The organism is Pseudomonas sp. NPDC096917 (assembly GCF_044762555.1).
Taxonomy (GTDB): Bacteria; Pseudomonadota; Gammaproteobacteria; order Pseudomonadales; family Pseudomonadaceae; genus Aquipseudomonas.
Genome location: NZ_JBIWEO010000001.1, coordinates 237,269 through 254,589, shown reverse-complemented (window position 1 = coordinate 254,589; position 17,321 = coordinate 237,269). Strand labels below are relative to the sequence as shown.

General features: G+C 57.2%; 16 protein-coding genes. 9 read left to right on the top strand and 7 right to left on the bottom strand.

The window, feature by feature from the left end; genetic code table 11:
* Window positions 1–729: 729 nt before the first annotated feature.
* The 3 genes from ACIQYF_RS01210 to rpmE all read right to left on the bottom strand — a co-directional run bounded on the left by ACIQYF_RS01210 (window position 730) and on the right by rpmE (window position 3,235).
* A complete protein-coding gene (locus tag ACIQYF_RS01210) occupies window positions 730–1,998 on the bottom strand; it encodes a malic enzyme-like NAD(P)-binding protein (RefSeq protein WP_402855655.1) in 1,269 nt (422 codons plus the stop codon).
* Window positions 1,999–2,177: 179 nt separating this feature from the next.
* On the bottom strand, window positions 2,178–3,005 hold the full coding sequence (locus ACIQYF_RS01205) for a thermonuclease family protein (RefSeq protein ID WP_402855652.1): 828 nt from the start codon (window positions 3,003–3,005) through the stop codon (window positions 2,178–2,180).
* A gap of 5 nt (window positions 3,006–3,010) precedes the next feature.
* Entirely contained in the window at window positions 3,011–3,235 is a 225-nt protein-coding gene (gene rpmE / locus ACIQYF_RS01200; protein WP_048366720.1) for a 50S ribosomal protein L31, read from the bottom strand.
* A 231-nt stretch (window positions 3,236–3,466) separates the two neighbouring features.
* Between rpmE and ACIQYF_RS01195 the strand changes: the two genes are divergently transcribed.
* The 6 genes from ACIQYF_RS01195 to ACIQYF_RS01170 all read left to right on the top strand — a co-directional run bounded on the left by ACIQYF_RS01195 (window position 3,467) and on the right by ACIQYF_RS01170 (window position 11,000).
* On the top strand, window positions 3,467–5,686 hold the full coding sequence (locus ACIQYF_RS01195; RefSeq protein WP_402855649.1) for a primosomal protein N': 2,220 nt from the start codon (window positions 3,467–3,469) through the stop codon (window positions 5,684–5,686).
* A 228-nt stretch (window positions 5,687–5,914) separates the two neighbouring features.
* Entirely contained in the window at window positions 5,915–7,651 is a 1,737-nt protein-coding gene (gene argS, locus ACIQYF_RS01190; RefSeq protein ID WP_402855646.1) for an arginine--tRNA ligase, read from the top strand.
* Between the two features lies 1 nt (window position 7,652).
* On the top strand, window positions 7,653–8,345 hold the full coding sequence (locus tag ACIQYF_RS01185; protein ID WP_402855643.1) for an SPOR domain-containing protein: 693 nt from the start codon (window positions 7,653–7,655) through the stop codon (window positions 8,343–8,345).
* A 242-nt stretch (window positions 8,346–8,587) separates the two neighbouring features.
* The gene (gene hslV / locus ACIQYF_RS01180; RefSeq protein WP_016783176.1) at window positions 8,588–9,118 is read left to right on the top strand and encodes an ATP-dependent protease subunit HslV; all 531 of its coding nucleotides are present in this window, start codon (window positions 8,588–8,590) and stop codon (window positions 9,116–9,118) included.
* Window positions 9,119–9,185: 67 nt separating this feature from the next.
* Window positions 9,186–10,520: an ATP-dependent protease ATPase subunit HslU gene (hslU, locus tag ACIQYF_RS01175; RefSeq protein ID WP_402855640.1), complete on the top strand. Its 1,335-nt coding sequence runs from the start codon at window positions 9,186–9,188 to the stop codon at window positions 10,518–10,520.
* Between the two features lie 102 nt (window positions 10,521–10,622).
* The gene (locus ACIQYF_RS01170; protein ID WP_402855637.1) at window positions 10,623–11,000 is read left to right on the top strand and encodes a gamma-butyrobetaine hydroxylase-like domain-containing protein; all 378 of its coding nucleotides are present in this window, start codon (window positions 10,623–10,625) and stop codon (window positions 10,998–11,000) included.
* Window positions 11,001–11,437: 437 nt separating this feature from the next.
* On the opposite strand, the gene ACIQYF_RS01165 is transcribed toward ACIQYF_RS01170, so the two are convergent.
* The 4 genes from ACIQYF_RS01165 to ACIQYF_RS01150 form a co-directional block, all read right to left on the bottom strand.
* Entirely contained in the window at window positions 11,438–12,241 is an 804-nt protein-coding gene (locus ACIQYF_RS01165) for a phasin family protein (RefSeq protein WP_402855634.1), read from the bottom strand.
* Between the two features lie 160 nt (window positions 12,242–12,401).
* On the bottom strand, window positions 12,402–12,743 hold the full coding sequence (locus ACIQYF_RS01160) for a hypothetical protein (protein ID WP_402855631.1): 342 nt from the start codon (window positions 12,741–12,743) through the stop codon (window positions 12,402–12,404).
* 172 nt (window positions 12,744–12,915) lie between these two features.
* A complete protein-coding gene (locus tag ACIQYF_RS01155; protein WP_402855628.1) occupies window positions 12,916–13,230 on the bottom strand; it encodes a hypothetical protein in 315 nt (104 codons plus the stop codon).
* Between the two features lie 272 nt (window positions 13,231–13,502).
* Entirely contained in the window at window positions 13,503–13,778 is a 276-nt protein-coding gene (locus ACIQYF_RS01150) for a polyhydroxyalkanoic acid system family protein (RefSeq protein ID WP_402855625.1), read from the bottom strand.
* Window positions 13,779–14,177: 399 nt separating this feature from the next.
* Between ACIQYF_RS01150 and ubiE the strand changes: the two genes are divergently transcribed.
* The 3 genes from ubiE to ubiB are packed head-to-tail and all read left to right on the top strand — an operon-like array spanning window position 14,178 to window position 17,175.
* Complete coding sequence (gene ubiE, locus ACIQYF_RS01145) at window positions 14,178–14,948, top strand: bifunctional demethylmenaquinone methyltransferase/2-methoxy-6-polyprenyl-1,4-benzoquinol methylase UbiE (protein WP_402855622.1); 771 nt, start codon at window positions 14,178–14,180, stop codon at window positions 14,946–14,948.
* Entirely contained in the window at window positions 14,948–15,571 is a 624-nt protein-coding gene (locus ACIQYF_RS01140; RefSeq protein ID WP_402855619.1) for an SCP2 domain-containing protein, read from the top strand. The genes ubiE and ACIQYF_RS01140 overlap by 1 nt, the downstream gene beginning before the upstream one ends.
* Window positions 15,568–17,175: a ubiquinone biosynthesis regulatory protein kinase UbiB gene (gene ubiB / locus ACIQYF_RS01135; RefSeq protein ID WP_402855616.1), complete on the top strand. Its 1,608-nt coding sequence runs from the start codon at window positions 15,568–15,570 to the stop codon at window positions 17,173–17,175. The genes ACIQYF_RS01140 and ubiB overlap by 4 nt, the downstream gene beginning before the upstream one ends.
* The last annotated feature ends 146 nt before the right edge of the window (window positions 17,176–17,321 follow it).

The window sequence follows — 17,321 nt, the reverse complement described above, 5'->3', positions numbered from 1 at the left end:
AGCACTCTTATGAGCAAAGCCCCCTCGCAAAGAGAGCGACGTTAACGGACGAGCATCAAAGCGGATGTAGGAGACATCCCTATTACCAATGGGAAGTGAGCAATTCAATACACGATCTTTCAAAAACGCACGAGAAAGGCCTGTCAACCAAACCAAAAACGGCCCCTGAGGGAGCGAGCTTGCTCCCACGCTGCGCGGCTCAAGACATGCCGGGTCACGATGCCCCTCGTCGGCGCCAACATCAATGGGCTAAGGCCCGCGACAAAGCCCCCCAAGCTCAGGCGACTCATTCATGAGCTCAAGCATTGACTGCACGCCATCAGTCGACAGCCGGGTATTCACCCAACGGCTCGGCCCGCTGGGCAACGGGTCGTGATGGTTGACCATCCGCCAATCGCACCACTGCCTGTGGCATCCAGATAACCGAATGTGAGCGGCCCGTCACTACTTACAACCTCGTAGGCCAGCCCGGCAAAAGGTTGACCGGCGCCCTGCTCGTCGACCCATTGAAAGCGAGTGCGCGCGCATCAGAGTGTGTGGGCATATCCATGTGCGTTATAGGAGGGGCAAAAGAGAAAGGGCTGACGCTAACGGATCGTTGCAGGGCTGGATGTAGGACAAATCAAAAAGCACGCAAGAAGCAGATAAAACAGACCGCCAAAGGCATGGCGTGAAGCAAAAAGCCCCGACTCTTTCGAGCCGGGGCTTTTTGTTTGACGCTATCGCGGCTTAGCCGTTGAACACGTCATCCACGCTTTTCAGCGGGTAGTTTTTTGGGTACGGCAGGGTTGCCACACCGGTCTCGATAGCGGCTTTAGCCACAGCATCGGAGATCAGGGTGATCAGGCGCGAATCCATTGGTTTCGGGATGATGTACTCACGACCGAATTCCAGCTTGATGCCGCCGTAGGCATCGCACACTTCTTGCGGCACTGGCAGTTTGGCCAGTTCACGCAGTGCGTTGGCCGCTGCGATTTTCATTTCTTCGTTGATGCGCTTGGCGCGAACGTCCAGAGCACCACGGAAGATGAATGGGAAGCCCAGTACGTTGTTGACCTGGTTCGGGTAGTCCGAACGGCCAGTGGCCATGATCACGTCGTCACGGGTGGCGTGAGCCAGTTCCGGGGAAATTTCCGGGTCCGGGTTGGAGCACGCGAACACAATCGGGTTCGCTGCCATGGACTTCAGGCCTTCAGCGCTGAGCAGGTTCGGGCCCGACAGGCCTACGAACACGTCAGCACCGTGCAGGGCGTCAGCCAGGGTGCGTTTTTCAGTGGCGTGAGCGAACACCGCTTTGTACTGGTTCAGGTCATCACGGCCGGAGTGAATAACACCGGTACGGTCAACCATGAAGATGTTTTCGATGGTTGCGCCCATGCTCACCAGCAGTTTCATGCAGGAGATGGCAGCAGCGCCGGCGCCCAGGCAAACGATCTTGGCTTCAGCCAGAGTTTTGCCAGCGATTTCCAGTGCGTTGATCATGCCGGCAGCGGTAACGATCGCGGTGCCGTGCTGGTCATCGTGGAACACCGGGATGTCGCACTGTTCGATCAGGGCACGTTCGATCTCAAAGCACTCGGGGGCCTTGATGTCTTCGAGGTTGATACCGCCGAAGGTGATGGAGATGCGCTTAACGGTATCGATAAAGGCTTGCGGGCTTTCGGCGTCGACTTCGATGTCAAACACATCCACACCGGCAAAGCGCTTGAAAAGTACGCCTTTGCCTTCCATAACAGGCTTGGAAGCCAACGGGCCGAGGTTACCCAGACCCAAAATTGCAGTGCCGTCAGAAATTACGGCGACCAGGTTGCCCTTGCCAGTGTATTTGTAAGCCAGTTCAGGATCGCGGGCGATTTCGCGTACTGGTTCGGCTACACCTGGGCTGTAAGCCAGCGCTAGATCGCGGGCAGTAGCGGTAGGTTTGGTGAGCTCGACACTCAGTTTCCCTGGACGGGGCTGGGCATGATATTCGAGAGCGGCGGTTTTCAAATCAGACATAGGGGCGTTCCGCTTTTTTCTGTTGGACGACGGATGGCCGAGCATACGCGTGTCGCAAAGTCCCTACAAGACTGACCAGTCAGCAGTGTCAAGGGCTTTACCCTACGACTTTGGGCCAAGAGCCGCGCCCTGCAAGGGCTGAGTGTCCACAATCTGCATTTAAAATTGTCTACAATTTTTTAGTGCTCAGTCACTTTTAGCATTCCGGGATGCGTCAATGACAACATCCAGCGTGCCTGACCCGTTTTCAGGCCACCGCGCTGTGCGCGATCCAGGACCCAACCCCGCACCTCAAGCTCTCTACCTCGTAGGTTTGACAGGTTTACTTGGTTGAAATTGTCCAATTGATCAGGGGCGATGCGTACCACTAAGCCGCCCTCCAGATCGATCCACAGACCGCCGCGATTGCGCTGGACCTTGCTGACTTTGCCACCGACCAGTGCGAAGCCTGAGTGACTGATTTGCTGCGGCGCCTGCACCGGCGATTGTCGCCACAAACCCTTTTTGGCCGAACGCGCCCCACGCTCAGCCGCTTGCTGGCAGTCGAGCATTTCCACGTTAGGCGCCAACGCAACTTGAAAGCCCAAGCCATCAGCCAGCAATTGCGCTTCGAAGTTGCTGCCATTGGCGCCAAAGACATGGGCCAGCGTGCGGCCATAGCGGTCTTGAGGCTGCTTGCCTGGCAATAATCCGACACGCCCGCCGCTCTGCGATACCAGGCTTTGCAGGCGTTTGCGCGCCGCATCGGCAAAAGGCTCGTCAGTGCGCCCTTTTTTACCGGTCTCAGGGGCGTTGAGACCGATCAAACGAACGCTGCGGCCATCTTTTAGGCGCAGCGAGTCACCATCGGCCACCCGCTCAACCTGTGCGTAAGTCACCGCACGCGGCGCCGGGCACAGCACCTGGGCCTGAGCGGCTGAAAACCAAATCGCAGGCACAAAAAAGGCGCCCGCGAGGGACGCCTTTTTTATTAACCTGGCCAGACCCAAAAGCCTGCCCAAGGTCATGTGCCTTACTCGGCGACTTTTTTAGCGCCGAAAGCGCCAAAACGAGTCTTGAAGCGATCAACACGACCGCCAACGTCCAGAGTTTTTTGCTTACCGGTGTAGAACGGGTGGCACTCGTTGCATACGTCAGTACCCAGTGGCTTGCACAGGTTCGAACGAGTTTCGAACTTGTTACCGCAGCTGCAAGTTACTTCGATGACTTCGTACGCTGGATGGATATCGGCTTTCATGGGGTATTCCTCAGGCTAGCGTGCCGCCACTCAACACCATTGTTGAATACCGCACGTAAATTAGGGCGGTGATAATACCAGACCTTTACATAGACGCAAGCGCCGGGGGTCGGCTCTTGCCCCACGCACCTTGAGAATTCTTTGCCTCGGGGCGGGCCTGCTTTTAGTACCCAGACGCTTTGTCTGCTAGGCTCCCGGCCATATTGACCGTCCATCACATGAGAGCCCCGCGTGCCCGACGCCATTTTGCGCCTTGCCCTGCCTTCACCCTTGCGCCGCTTGTTTGATTACCGGGCGCCTGCGGGCGTGCTGCGCAGTCAATTACAGCCTGGCATGCGCTTGCGGGTGCCGTTCGGGCGGCGCGAGATGATCGGCATCCTGGTCGAGGTGGTCGATCACAGCGAGGTCCCGGCCGACAAACTTAAACCCGCCATCGCCTTGCTTGACGCCACGCCGCCACTGCCCGCTTCGCTGTTCAAGCTGTGCCTGTGGACGTCGCAGTATTACCAGCACAGCCTGGGCGATACGCTGAGCTGGGCGTTGCCCGTGCTGCTGCGCCAGGGCGAGCTGGCCGAAACCCGCCAGGAACGCTTTTGGCAGATAGCCCGCGGGGCCAAGCTGGATGACCCGCGCATCGCCCGTGCCCCGCGCCAGCGTGAAGCCTTGGCCACCCTCGCCCAGCACCCGCATGGCGTGGCCCATCAGCTGTTGAGCAAGTTAAAGCTGAACAAAGACAGCCTCGACCTGCTGCTGGCCAAAGAGCTGGTGACGGTCGAAATTCGTCGCCACGCGCCCAGCGCACGCCATGAACATTGGTTGGCCCAGCCAGAACTGCCACTCAACGATGAACAACGCGCTGCCTGCGAAGCGATTCGCGCCGGGTTCGACAGCTTTCATGCCTTTTTACTGGCCGGGGTGACGGGCAGCGGCAAAACCGAAGTGTATTTGCAACTGATCCGCGAAACCCTGGAAGCCGGCAAGCAAGCATTGGTATTGATCCCAGAGATCAACCTGGGGCCGCAAACCCTGGCGCGCTTCGAGCAGCGTTTCAATGCACGTATCGCGCTGGTGCATTCAGCGGTCAATGACCGTGAGCGGCTCGAAAGCTGGCTGGCTGCCCGCGACGGCGAAGCCGACATTATTATCGGCACCCGCTCGGCACTGTTCACCCCGATGAAAAACCCGGGGCTGATCATCATCGACGAAGAGCACGACGGCTCTTATAAACAGCAAGAAGGTTTGCGCTACCACGCTCGTGACCTGGCACTCGTGCGCGCCCGCCAGGAAAACATCCCGATTGTGCTGGGCTCAGCCACGCCGTCCCTCGAAAGCTTGCATAACGCCTACACCGGTCGTTATGGCCTGCTGCGCCTAAATGAACGTGCAGGCGGAGCCAAACAACCGCGTTTCCTGCGTCTGGACGTAAAAAGTCGCCCGCTGGACAGCGGTATTTCCGGGCCGATGCAGCAAGCCATTGGCCAGACCCTGGCAGCGGGCCAGCAAGTGTTGGTGTTTCTCAATCGCCGCGGCTTCGCACCGACACTGCTGTGCCATGACTGCGGCTGGATGTCGGAATGCCAACGCTGCGATGCGCGCATGACCGTTCATCAGCGTTCTGGCGAGTTGCGCTGCCATCACTGCGGCCACGTCGAACGCGTGCCGCGTAACTGCCCGCAATGTGGCAAGGTCGACCTGCGGCCGGTAGGCGCAGGCACCGAGCGGGCAGAAGAACGGTTGGGGATTTTATTCCCGGACTACCCGGTGCTGCGCGTCGACCGCGACAGTACCTCGCGCAAAGACGCGATGAACCAGCTGTTTGCGACGATTCAAAAAGGCCAGCCATGCATTCTGGTGGGCACGCAAATGCTCGCCAAGGGCCATCATTTCCCTCGGGTGACACTGGTGTCGATTCTGGATGCCGATGGCGGTTTGTTCTCTGGCGATTTCCGCGCCAGCGAACGCATGGCGCAGTTGATCGTTCAGGTGGCAGGCCGTGCGGGCCGGGCCGAAGAGCCAGGCCGAGTGATTATCCAGACTCACCTGGCCGACCATCCTTTGCTGATCCAACTGACTGAGCAGGGTTACTTTGCCTTTGCCGAACAGGCGTTGAGCGAACGCCGGGCCGCGGGCTTGCCACCCTTTGCGCATTTGGCACTGTTGCGTGCTGAAGCCCACAAGCCGGGGCAGGCCGAAGGCTTTCTGGATGAGGCGTGCAGTGCAGCCGAGCGCTTGCTGGGCGAGATGAACCTGGGCGGTATTGAACTGCTCGGCCCCGTGCCTGCGCCAATGGAACGCAGGGCCGGACGCTACCGTGCTCAACTACTATTACAAGCCAACGCCCGAGCGCCGCTGCATCGGCTGCTCAGCCACTGGCTGCTGATCCTTGAACAAATGCCCAGCGGCAGGCAAGTCCGCTGGTCGCTGGACGTGGATCCGGTCGATCTTTATTGACCCACGTCCGTGTAGCCGCTGCCGAAGGCTGCGATAAGGGCCGCTGGGCCTTCGCTTTTTATTCAAAAGCAGGGCCGCTATGCGTTCCATCGCAGCCTGCGGCAGCGGCTACAGATTTAACAAAGCCTGACTGCTAAGGTTGGCAAGCCCGACCCGGCAACGGATAATACCCAGTTTTTCCACCTGCGCACTGAAGCGCTACCGCGCTTGCGGTCGAAAGAGAAGACCATGAAAGACACCATTCGCCAGCTGATTCAACAAGCCCTCGCTCAACTCGTCACAGAAGGTGTGTTGCCTGAAGGCCTGACGCCAGCGATTCAGGTGGAAAACGCCCGTGACAAGACTCACGGTGACTTCGCCAGCAACATCGCCATGATGCTGGCCAAGCCTGCCGGTATGAAGCCACGTGACCTGGCAGAAAAAATCATCGCCGCCCTGCCGGCCGATGAGCAGATCAGCAAGACCGAAATCGCGGGTCCCGGCTTCCTGAACTTCTTCCAGAACACCCAAGCCCTGGCTTCGCGCCTGGACGCTGCACTGGCCGACCCGAAAATCGGTGTGCACACGTCCCGCCCGGCATTGCGCACGGTTGTCGACATGTCGGCCCCTAACCTGGCCAAAGAGATGCACGTGGGTCACCTGCGCTCGACCATCATTGGCGACGGCGTGGCCCGGGTGCTGGAGTTCCTTGGCGACGAAGTGATCCGTCAAAACCACGTGGGCGACTGGGGCACCCAGTTCGGCATGCTCATGGCGTATCTGGAAGAAAATCCGATCACCAGCGAAGAGCTGTCTGACCTCGAGAACTTCTACCGCGCCGCCAAACAGCGCTTCGATGAATCCCCCGAGTTTGCTGACCGCGCCCGTAGCCTGGTGGTCAAGCTGCAAGCTGGTGACCCGGACTGCCTGGCGCTGTGGACCAAATTCAAAGACATCTCGCTGTCGCACTGCCAGAAAATCTACGAACTGCTGAACGTTAAACTGACCATGGCCGACGTGATGGGCGAAAGCGCCTACAACGACGACCTGATCAACGTGGTCAACGACCTCAAAGCCAAAGGCATGTTGGTCGAGAGCAACGGCGCCCAGTGCGTATTCCTCGACGAGTTCAAAAATGCCGAAGGCGAGCCGCTGCCGGTGATTATCGTCAAGGCAGACGGCGGCTACCTGTACGCCACCACTGACTTGGCGGCCATCCGCTATCGCAGCGGCGTACTAAAAGCCGACCGCGCGCTGTACTTCGTCGACCAGCGTCAGGCCCTGCACTTCCAACAAGTGTTTGCCGTGGCGCGCAAGGCCGGCTTTGTGACCCACCCGATGGAAATGGAACACATGGGCTTCGGCACCATGAACGGCGCTGATGGCCGTCCATTCAAGACCCGTGATGGTGGCACTGTCAAACTGATCGACCTGCTCAACGAAGCCAAAGAGCGTGCCTACGCACTGGTGAAAGAGAAGAACCCTGAACTGCCGGAAGAGGAACTGCGCGCCATTGCCAAGGTGGTCGGGATCGGCGCTGTGAAATACGCCGACCTGTCCAAGCACCGCGCCAGCGATTACAGCTTTAACTTTGACCTGATGTTGAACTTTGAAGGCAATACTGCGCCTTACCTGCTGTATGCCTACACCCGTGTCGCGGGCGTGTTCCGCAAGCTGGGTAAAACCTTCGACCAGGTAGAAGGCCACATCGTACTGGCTGCCCCGCAAGAGCAAGAGCTGGCCGCCAAATTGGCCCAGTTCGGTGAGGTGCTGAACAACGTTGCCGAAAAAGGCACGCCGCACACGCTGTGCACCTACTTGTACGAAGTGGCAGGTCTGTTCTCCAGCTTCTATGAGAACTGCCCGATCCTGAACGCTGAAGACGAAACACAAAAACAAAGCCGTCTACGCCTGGCAGCCTTGGCGGGCCGTACCCTCAAGCAAGGCCTGGAACTGCTGGGTCTGGAAACTCTGGAGCGCATGTAAGTTGGCCGCCAAGAAAAAACCTGTCCCCAAGCGAGGCGCCAGCCGCTATCAGGCGCCCGCCAAGAAACCGATTCCGGGCTGGCTGTGGATGGCCATTGGCCTCACGGTTGGCGCATTCATCGTGTTTCTGATGAAGCTCGAGCCCGGCAAGGGCGACGACGTCAAACGGGTCAAGCAAGAGCAACAGAAAGAGTCACAAGTGGCGCAAGCCAACAAGACTGCGCCGAGCCCGACTCAGCCGGTCAAGCCCAAGTACGACTTCTATACGTTGCTGCCCGAGTCGGAAGTGATCGTGCCGCCAGAAGCTGTACCGGAAAAAACCCTGCCGACGCCGCAAACTGCGCCTCTGGCACCGGTGACGCCCGCCGAAGCGGCGAAAATCGACACAGTACGCGCTCAAGCCGCCTTGAACGGCCTGACGCCACCGCCTGCGCCACCGGTGGTCAAAGCGGCCCCCGTGACCAAGTTCTTCCTGCAGGCGGGTTCTTTCCGCAAACAGGCAGATGCTGACAAAGTGCGGGCGCAAATCCTGCTGCTCGGCCAGACCGCTTCGGTTGAGTCGGGTACGGTGAAAGATGAAACCTGGTACCGGGTACTGGTCGGTCCGTTCAGCAATCGCGAACAACTGACCGTGGCACAGAAACAATTGGCAAGTGGCGGTTTCAACAACCTGCTGCTGCAACAGCGCCGCTGATACCACCCGCTCCCACAGGCAAGAGATAAACCCTGTGGGAGCGGGCTTGCTCGTGATGGAATCAACTCGCTCGCACGGATACACCCCCCCGCTTGGGTCGCGAACAAGCCCGCTCCCACAGATTGCGCACTAAATCTTTCCGCCCATTCATCTGCATTCCCTACCCCCGGTTGAAAAACCCGCCACAACCCCCATATGTATTTTCATCAGGCATTTTCGCCCCGCTGCGTGGAGACTCTCCCTTGACCACCATCGTTTCAGTTCGCCGCCACGGCAAAGTCGTTATGGCTGGCGACGGCCAAGTTTCACTTGGTAACACCGTGATGAAAGGCAACGCGAAAAAAGTCCGTCGTCTGTACCACGGCCAGGTTATCGCCGGTTTTGCCGGTGCTACTGCCGATGCATTTACGTTGTTCGAACGCTTTGAAGGCCAACTGGAAAAACACCAGGGCCATCTGGTTCGCGCGGCTGTCGAGTTGGCCAAAGAATGGCGTACCGACCGCTCGCTGAGCCGCCTGGAAGCCATGTTGGCGGTTGCCAACAAAGACGCGTCCCTGATCATCACCGGTAACGGTGACGTGGTTGAGCCAGAAGATGGCTTGATCGCAATGGGTTCGGGCGGTGCATTCGCCCAAGCGGCAGCCCGCGCCCTGTTGATGAAAACCGAACTGTCGGCCCGCGAAATCGCTGAGACCGCATTGGGTATTGCGGGCGACATCTGTGTATTCACCAACCACAACATCACTATTGAGGAGCAGGACCTCGCTGAGTAAGCCACCTGCCGGGCCAGTTCGCTGGCCCGTGTGTGCACCTTAATTAGCTAGAGGAACGCCAACTACTATGTCCATGACTCCCCGCGAAATCGTTCACGAACTGAATCGCCACATCATCGGCCAGGACGACGCCAAACGCGCCGTCGCCATCGCTTTGCGTAACCGCTGGCGTCGGATGCAGCTCCCAGAAGAGCTGCGCGTTGAAGTGACCCCAAAAAACATTCTGATGATCGGCCCTACCGGTGTCGGTAAAACCGAAATTGCTCGCCGTCTGGCCAAGCTGGCTAACGCGCCGTTCATCAAGGTTGAAGCGACCAAGTTCACCGAAGTGGGCTATGTCGGGCGCGACGTTGAATCGATCATTCGCGATCTGGCTGATGCAGCGATCAAACTGCTGCGCGAGCAAGAAATCGTCAAAGTCCGTCACCGTGCCGAAGACGCTGCTGAAGAGCGCATCCTCGACGCGCTATTGCCGCCTGCCCGCACATTTGGCGAAGAAGCCGCTGCACCCCAGGACTCCAACACCCGACAGCTGTTCCGCAAGCGCCTGCGTGAAGGCCAGTTGGACGACAAGGAAATCGAAATCGAAGTAGCCGATATTGCCGGCGTCGATATTTCCGCGCCGCCCGGCATGGAAGAAATGACGAACCAGCTGCAAAGCCTGTTTGCCAACATGGGCAAAGGCAAGCGCAAGAACCGTAAGCTGAAAGTCAAAGAAGCCCTGAAAATGGTGCGTGACGAAGAAGCCAGCCGCCTGGTCAACGACGAAGAACTCAAAGCCAAGGCTCTTGAGGCCGTCGAGCAGCACGGCATCGTGTTCATCGACGAAATCGACAAGGTTGCCAAGCGCGGCAACGTGGGCGGCGCTGATGTCTCCCGCGAGGGCGTACAACGTGACCTGCTGCCGCTGATCGAAGGTTGCACCGTCAACACCAAGCTGGGCATGGTCAAAACTGACCACATCCTGTTTATCGCGTCCGGCGCGTTCCACCTGAGCAAGCCAAGTGATCTGGTACCTGAGCTGCAAGGCCGTCTGCCGATTCGTGTCGAACTCAAGGCGCTGACCCCGGAAGACTTCGAGCGCATCCTCAGCGAGCCGCACGCTTCGTTGACCGAGCAATATCGCGAACTGCTGAAGACCGAAGGCCTGAATATCGAATTCATGCCTGAAGGCATCAAGCGTCTTGCGCAAATTGCCTGGCAGGTCAACGAGAAAACCGAAAACATCGGTGCTCGTCGCCTGCACACGCTGCTTGAGCGCCTGCTTGAAGAGGTGTCTTTCAGTGCCGGCGACATCGCCAGCGCACAGAACGAAGAACCTATTCGAATTGACGCCGAGTACGTGAACAGCCACTTGGGCGAACTGGCCGAGAACGAAGACCTCTCGCGCTACATTTTGTAAGACGCGTCAACACCTGTAGCCGCTGCTGCACGTTGTAACCAGGCCCAGCCTGATTTACGGCCTGCACCAGCGGCTTCTCTGTTTGTGTGAGGACCAAAGGCTATGACCAAGATTCCCAGCGCGATCAATCTGCACAAAGCTTCAAAAACCCTGACCCTTAAATACGCGTCGGGCGAGGAGTATCACCTGCCCGCCGAGCTTCTGCGCGTGCACTCCCCGTCTGCGGAAGTACAAGGGCATGGCAAACCGATTCTTCAATTCGGCAAGATTAACGTCGGCTTGAGCAAGATCGAGCCTGCAGGCCAATACGCACTGAAACTGACGTTTGACGATGGTCATGACAGTGGGCTTTTTACCTGGGACTACCTGTATGAACTCGGGGTACGCCAAGAAGCGTTGTGGGAAGACTATCTGGCCGAACTCAAAAAGGCCGGCAAGTCGCGCGACCCGTCGGAGTCAGTTGTTAAGTTGATGTTGTGACGGTGTGAACCTGCAAACCGTTGTGACTGACGACTGCTGCTCACTTAAGGTTTGCGCACGTACACCTGCAGGAGCGGGCTTGTCTCGCGATCTTTTGATTTTTTTAAAACACCTTCTGTCGCTCTGAGTTCGTATTTATGTGCACCTATCCATGGGATGCGCAATACCTTTTCGCGTTCGCGCATTGCGCCCTTGCGACGTGTCAGTGTGAAGAGAGTGACGACGTAACCTAAGTGCTTGGCACCCCGCGATCGGCCAGCGTGGTTTAGGGGGCTCCTTTCATCAAGCCCCAGATCAAAGGCTCAGCAGCCTTATGGCTGAACTGTTTTTGTAGCCGCTGCGGCAGGCTGCGATGGGCTGCGCAGGGACCCCGTTGTTGAAGGTCCTTCGGTCCTTATCTCAGGCTGCGCCAGCGGCTACAGGTTCGGTCGTTTTCGTTATGAAGAGGTTGTCTCAGAAGTGGGCGCTGGAGCAGTTGGCGCCGCAGGCGTTTTGGCTGCAGCCGGTTTCTTGGCAGCCGCCGGTTTTTTAGCCGCAGGTTTAGCCGCAGCCGATTTGGCTGCTGCAGGCTTGCTCGCAGCAGCAGACGCTTTGGCCGCAGGCTTGGCAACGGGTTTTGGCGCAGTACTGGCCGCAGCCTTAGCAGGAGCTTTTGCTGGGGCTTTAACTGCAGATTTTGTAGCAGGCTTGGCAGGTGCTTTCGCTGCTGGGGTTGATGGCGCTTTGGCGGCTGGTTTTGCTGTTGTTTCGGTGGCAGGTTTTACCGCTGCCGTTTTGGCAGGTGCAGGCTTACTGGCAGCCGGGGCTTTGGTAGCGGTAACTTTTGCAGCAGCAGCGCTCAACTTTTCGATGTGCTTGGTCAACGTCTCGACTTGAGCATGCAGCGTTTTCACCTCTTCACGGCTCGGTACACCCAGACGAGATATGGCGCTAGTCAGGCGTTTATCGAAAGCCTCTTCAAACTCGCTCCACTTCTCCAACGCCAAGTCTTTAACATCCTCAACGCGTGAACGCGCAGAAGAAGTGGATGCTTTTGCCTCTTCAACCAATTTGCTGCCTGCACTCTTGGCCAGCTTTTCGGCTTTCTCACCATCTTTGACCAGAGAATCAAACAGCTTGCTGCCGTCTGTATCGATTTTCGAATACACGCCCAAACCGGCTAGCCAAATTTTGCGCGAGTACTCCTCAACCTTGCCTACCCATGTGTTGCTTTCTTTAGCTGTCGGTTTTTTAGCCGCCATCATGTTCCCCTTAATGTTCGGTTGCGACGCCTGTGAGCAAAAGCGTCGAATCATCAAGATGAACAACGTGCTCACCTTCATCAGTTTTAGACGCTAAACCGCCTTGTTTCAAGGACACTGAGGGCGAATTAACAAACAGAGAACATAAACACTCTGGGTTTTAAGGCAATGGCGCAAGTAGCGACGCCGGAGCTCTTTCATAACCGGCAAAAACAGATTCCATCAAACCAATCATTTCTGTTTCTAACGCATGAGCATCAGCCAAGGTTTCTGGCCCACCCATCACATACACATAGAATTGAACCAATTGCGAAAAAATGGACACAAAACCTACTTGCTGGCCAGAAAGCTCTTCAATCGTATAGCCAGTCCTACCCACACTTGGCGAAAACTCATAAACATGAGTTTCAGTGAATACTGCCAGCACATCTTTCATCATTTGGCTCACCGTTTCATCGGCCAAATTGGTTTTATATACAACTGAACAAATATGAAACGCCATATCAAAAAATCCTTTTAAATTTTCTTGTTTAACTTGAAGAGGACGCGTACATCTCTGCGTGTAGAACACGACTTACCGCGTTCATAAAAACGCCCCCCTTTTTACAATCGGGGAGCGTTCTGCGTCGCAGCATGACCTAAATGTTCATTAAACTGAGCGCTGCAACAAATAATTACGCTTCAACGGAACCTGGAAAAGCGCCTTCCATCAGTTCCCGAATGTCACTTTCAGCGGTCCAGGCATCGTCAGCGGCTTCAACGCCGAAGATTAAAAACACGATGCGATTATCGGCAATACTTACCAGCCCTGTGACACTACCCGCCTTGTTTTGGATAAAGTAGTTGACCCCGGCTTTAAGGTCTACAACTGGCGCCCACGTAAGGTCACGCGATTCAACATAAGTGGTCAATACTTCTTCAGCCTTGATGTTAATATCTTTGGCGCTGAGTTGCGGGCGATGAATAACAGCATATTGATAAACAGACATTTTTAGTTCCTTGGTTGACTTGGTTGGTTTTAACGCTTGAAACCAATACTAGTCTTTCTTTTAAAAATGCCAACCCAACTACATGCCCACTTAATTATCGAGCACATGAGATAAATAAAGGCTTTTAGCCGATTCAGACTTTATGAATTAATTAAATGGACATGATAATTGGGGAATTCCTACGCACCTCCCATCCAGCCCCCACGCCCAAAGCCCTCATGGCGATGCAGATCACCTGTCATCGCCATGAGCAGCCTCTTGAAATCACGCCTTCACGCCAGAGCTTTGTCCAGCGAGCGCTCAATTTCGGATTGGATCATGCCGCTCATCGGCGACATCAACAGACCCAGCTCAACGTCAACCTTGATGGTTTTCTCACCAATCTCCAGGGTGCCGTTCACCCCTGAACGCTTCAGTTTTACTGTGTCGCCCGCCCAGTCAGGGGTCAGGCCGTACTGCCCGGCCAGCTTATCAACCAGCGGTTGAGCTTTTTCACGTGCGACCTCAAGACCCAGGCTGTGGGTCCGTTCAACGCTAATACGAGCCATTGGTTCACTCCAAGTAAATTAGGCCGTCACTATACGGGCTAGGGTCTGTTCCCGTTTCATTGCAAGCCGCGTCGCTGGGTCAAATTTAGCCAGGCAAGGCGCAGAGCGAAGGGAATGGTTGTTCCCTTCTCAAGCTCTGCAACACAGCCTGGTTAAATTTGACACGAGGCCCCTAGGGACGAAAGCCCACGTGGCGCAGGGCGGCGTTACTCGAAGCTTATTGGGAACAACCAAACTACGCTTCTCGCGCCTTGCCCTGCACCACGTGGGCCTTCGTCGCGGCTGCAATGAAATGGGAACAGACCTTAGAGGCCACAATCAAACCTCAACAGCGCCCGGCCAAGACAAAGCGGGCCACCGGGATTAGAATGGCCAGCATTCTCTTCTGGTGACAGCGATATGACTGATCAGCGCAAAGGCAGCGATGCCGAACCCACCACACACTTCGGCTTCAAGAACGTGCCGGAAAGCCAAAAGGCGGAAAAAGTCGCCGAGGTTTTCCACTCCGTAGCCGGTAAATATGACCTGATGAACGACGTTCTGTCGGGCGGCATGCACCGTCTGTGGAAGCGTTTCACCATCGAATTGTCTGGCGTACGCCCTGGCAACAAGGTGCTGGACATCGCTGGCGGTACGGGTGACCTGGCGCGCAAGTTCTCGCACCTGGTCGGCCCAACCGGCCAAGTGGTGCTGGCCGACATCAACGCCTCGATGCTCAAGGTCGGCCGTGATCGCCTGCTGGACAAAGGGGTGGCAGGCAATATTGAGTTCGTTCAGGCCGACGCCGAAAAGCTGCCATTCCCGGACAACTACTTCGATTGCGTCACCATCGCCTTTGGCCTGCGTAACGTGACCCATAAAGAAGACGCGCTGCGCTCCATGCTGCGTGTGCTCAAGCCGGGTGGCCGCTTGCTGGTGCTGGAATTTTCCAAGCCCACCAACGCGCTGATGTCCAAGGTGTACGACGCCTATTCGTTCGCCTTTATGCCAATGGTCGGCAAGCTGGTCCTCAACGACCCGCAGAGCTATCGCTACTTGGCTGAGTCGATCCGCATGCACCCGAACCAAGAGACGCTGAAGTCGATGATGGTCGAGGCCGGCTTTGACCGCGTGACCTATCACAACATGACCTCCGGCATCGTCGCCCTGCACCGCGGCATCAAACCCTGATGTTGTTGCGCGGCCTTCTCGCCAGCGTCGAAAACGGTGTCAACCGGGTCTTACGCCTGGACGGCACCGCGATGGCGCGCTTGCGTCCTTTGACCGGCAAGGTGATTGCCGTTCAAGGCACAAGCCCAACGTTGCAGCTGTTTATCTTGCCCAGCGATGAAGGCCTGCTCCTCGCCCCGCAATGGGCCGCCGAGGCTGACTGTACCTTGCGTGCGCCTGCAGCGAGCCTGCTGCGACTGGCGCTGAGCAAAGACAAAAGCGCCATTTTGCATAGCCCTGAAGTCGAGCTTGAGGGCGACAGCGCAGCGCTGATGGAGTTGGCCGCCGTGCTGCAAGACCTGGAGCTGGACTGGGAGTACGAACTCTCGCGCTGGCTAGGCCCGGTGGCCACGGCCATGATCGGCGGCCACCTGCGCAGTCGCGCTAACTGGTATCAGCAAGGGTTCGCCAGCATTAATCAGAATCTGGCCGAATACCTGAGCGAAGAAGCCCGCACTTTGGTCGGCGAACGTGAAGCGCAAGCGCGTTTCGATGAACTCGACCAACTCAAACTCGACCTGGACCGCCTTGAGGCACGCTTCGAGCGCCTCAGCCGATCCCTCAATACCAGCGATAACGCATGAAGCTGCTTGCCATACGCCGTTTGTTTCGCATCCAGCGCATCGTTATTCGCTACCGTCTGGATGACCTGCTGTTTGCCCTGCCTTTGCCGTGGTGGATGCTGTCATTGCGCTACGTGCTGCCGTGGCGATGGTTCCCGCGTAAAAAGCTGGAGCTCAGTCGAGGGGCTGCCCTGCGCCTGGCACTCCAGGATTTGGGACCGATCTTCATCAAGTTCGGGCAAATTCTCTCAACTCGCCGCGACTTATTGCCCCCGGACATCGCTGACGAGTTGATGCTGCTGCAAGATCGAGTGCCGCCGTTTGACCCGCAGTTGGCGGTCAAGCTGATCGAAGAACAGCTCGGCGCCAAAATCAGCGAAGTCTTCAGCCGTTTTGACATTACACCGTTGGCCTCGGCCTCGGTGGCTCAGGTTCACTCAGCCAAGCTCAAAACCGGCGAAGAAGTGGTGGTCAAGGTTGTGCGTCCAGGCCTTAAACCCATTATCGGCTCCGATCTGGCCTGGCTCTTCATTCTGGCCAAGACCGCTGAGCGCCTGAGCGCCGACGCCCGCCTGCTGCACCCGGTGGACGTGGTCAGCGACTACGAAAAGACCATTTACGACGAACTCGATTTGCTCCGCGAAGCGGCCAATGCCAGCCAGCTCAAGCGCAACTTCGACGGTTCGCCGCTGCTCTACGTGCCGCAGATTTACTGGGACTGGTGCCGCCCCAAAGTGTTGGTGATGGAGCGCATCTACGGAATACAAGTCACCGACCTGGCAGCCTTGGCCGATCAGCGCACCGACATGAAGATGCTCGCCGAACGCGGCGTCGAAATTTTCTTCACTCAAGTGTTCCGCGACAGCTTCTTCCATGCCGACATGCACCCCGGCAACATCTTCGTCAGCACGGTCAGCCCGTGGAGCCCGCAGTACATCGCCATCGACTGTGGCATCGTCGGCAGCCTGACGCCCGAAGACCAGGACTATCTGGCGCGTAACCTGTTCGCTTTCTTCAAGCGCGACTACCGGCGTGTGGCGCAATTACACATCGATTCGGGCTGGGTGCCCGCGAACACCAAGCTCAATGAGTTTGAAGCTGCGATTCGGACCGTGTGCGAACCGATTTTTGAAAAGCCGCTTAAGGAAATTTCCTTTGGGCAGGTCCTGATGCGTCTGTTCCAGACCGCTCGGCGCTTCAATATGGAAGTTCAACCGCAGTTGGTATTGCTGCAAAAAACCCTGCTCAACATCGAAGGCCTTGGCCGTCAGTTGTACCCCGACCTCGACCTGTGGAGCACCGCGCAGCCGTTCCTTGAGCGCTGGATGCGTGAGCGTGTCAGCCCTAAAACCTTGCTGCGCAACTTGCATAGCCAGGTTGAGCAGATCCCGCATCTGGCCGGCATGACCCGCGATTTGCTGGAGCGTCTGTCGCAACCCCACGCTAAAAACCAGCAGCTGAGGGCGCAAGAGCCCAGGGATGGCTGGTTCTTGCGACTGCTGGGGGCCGGGCATTTAGCCGCAGGCGCCTTGCTGGCCAGTATCGGGCCGCTGCACACTGCGGGTTACTGGCCCGCCGGGATTTTGCTGACCATAGGTCTTTACCTGATCGTGCGCCGATCGTAGAAGTTGACACTGCCTGCAATCTTTTGACGCAGGTGCACGGATCAAAAGATCACAGCCTGCGCCAGAGCGCCTGCGCTGGGCAGGCCACATTGGGAAATGTGCCGATACCAATGACCGGGCGAGGCTGGCAAACTGTGGCATCGCTA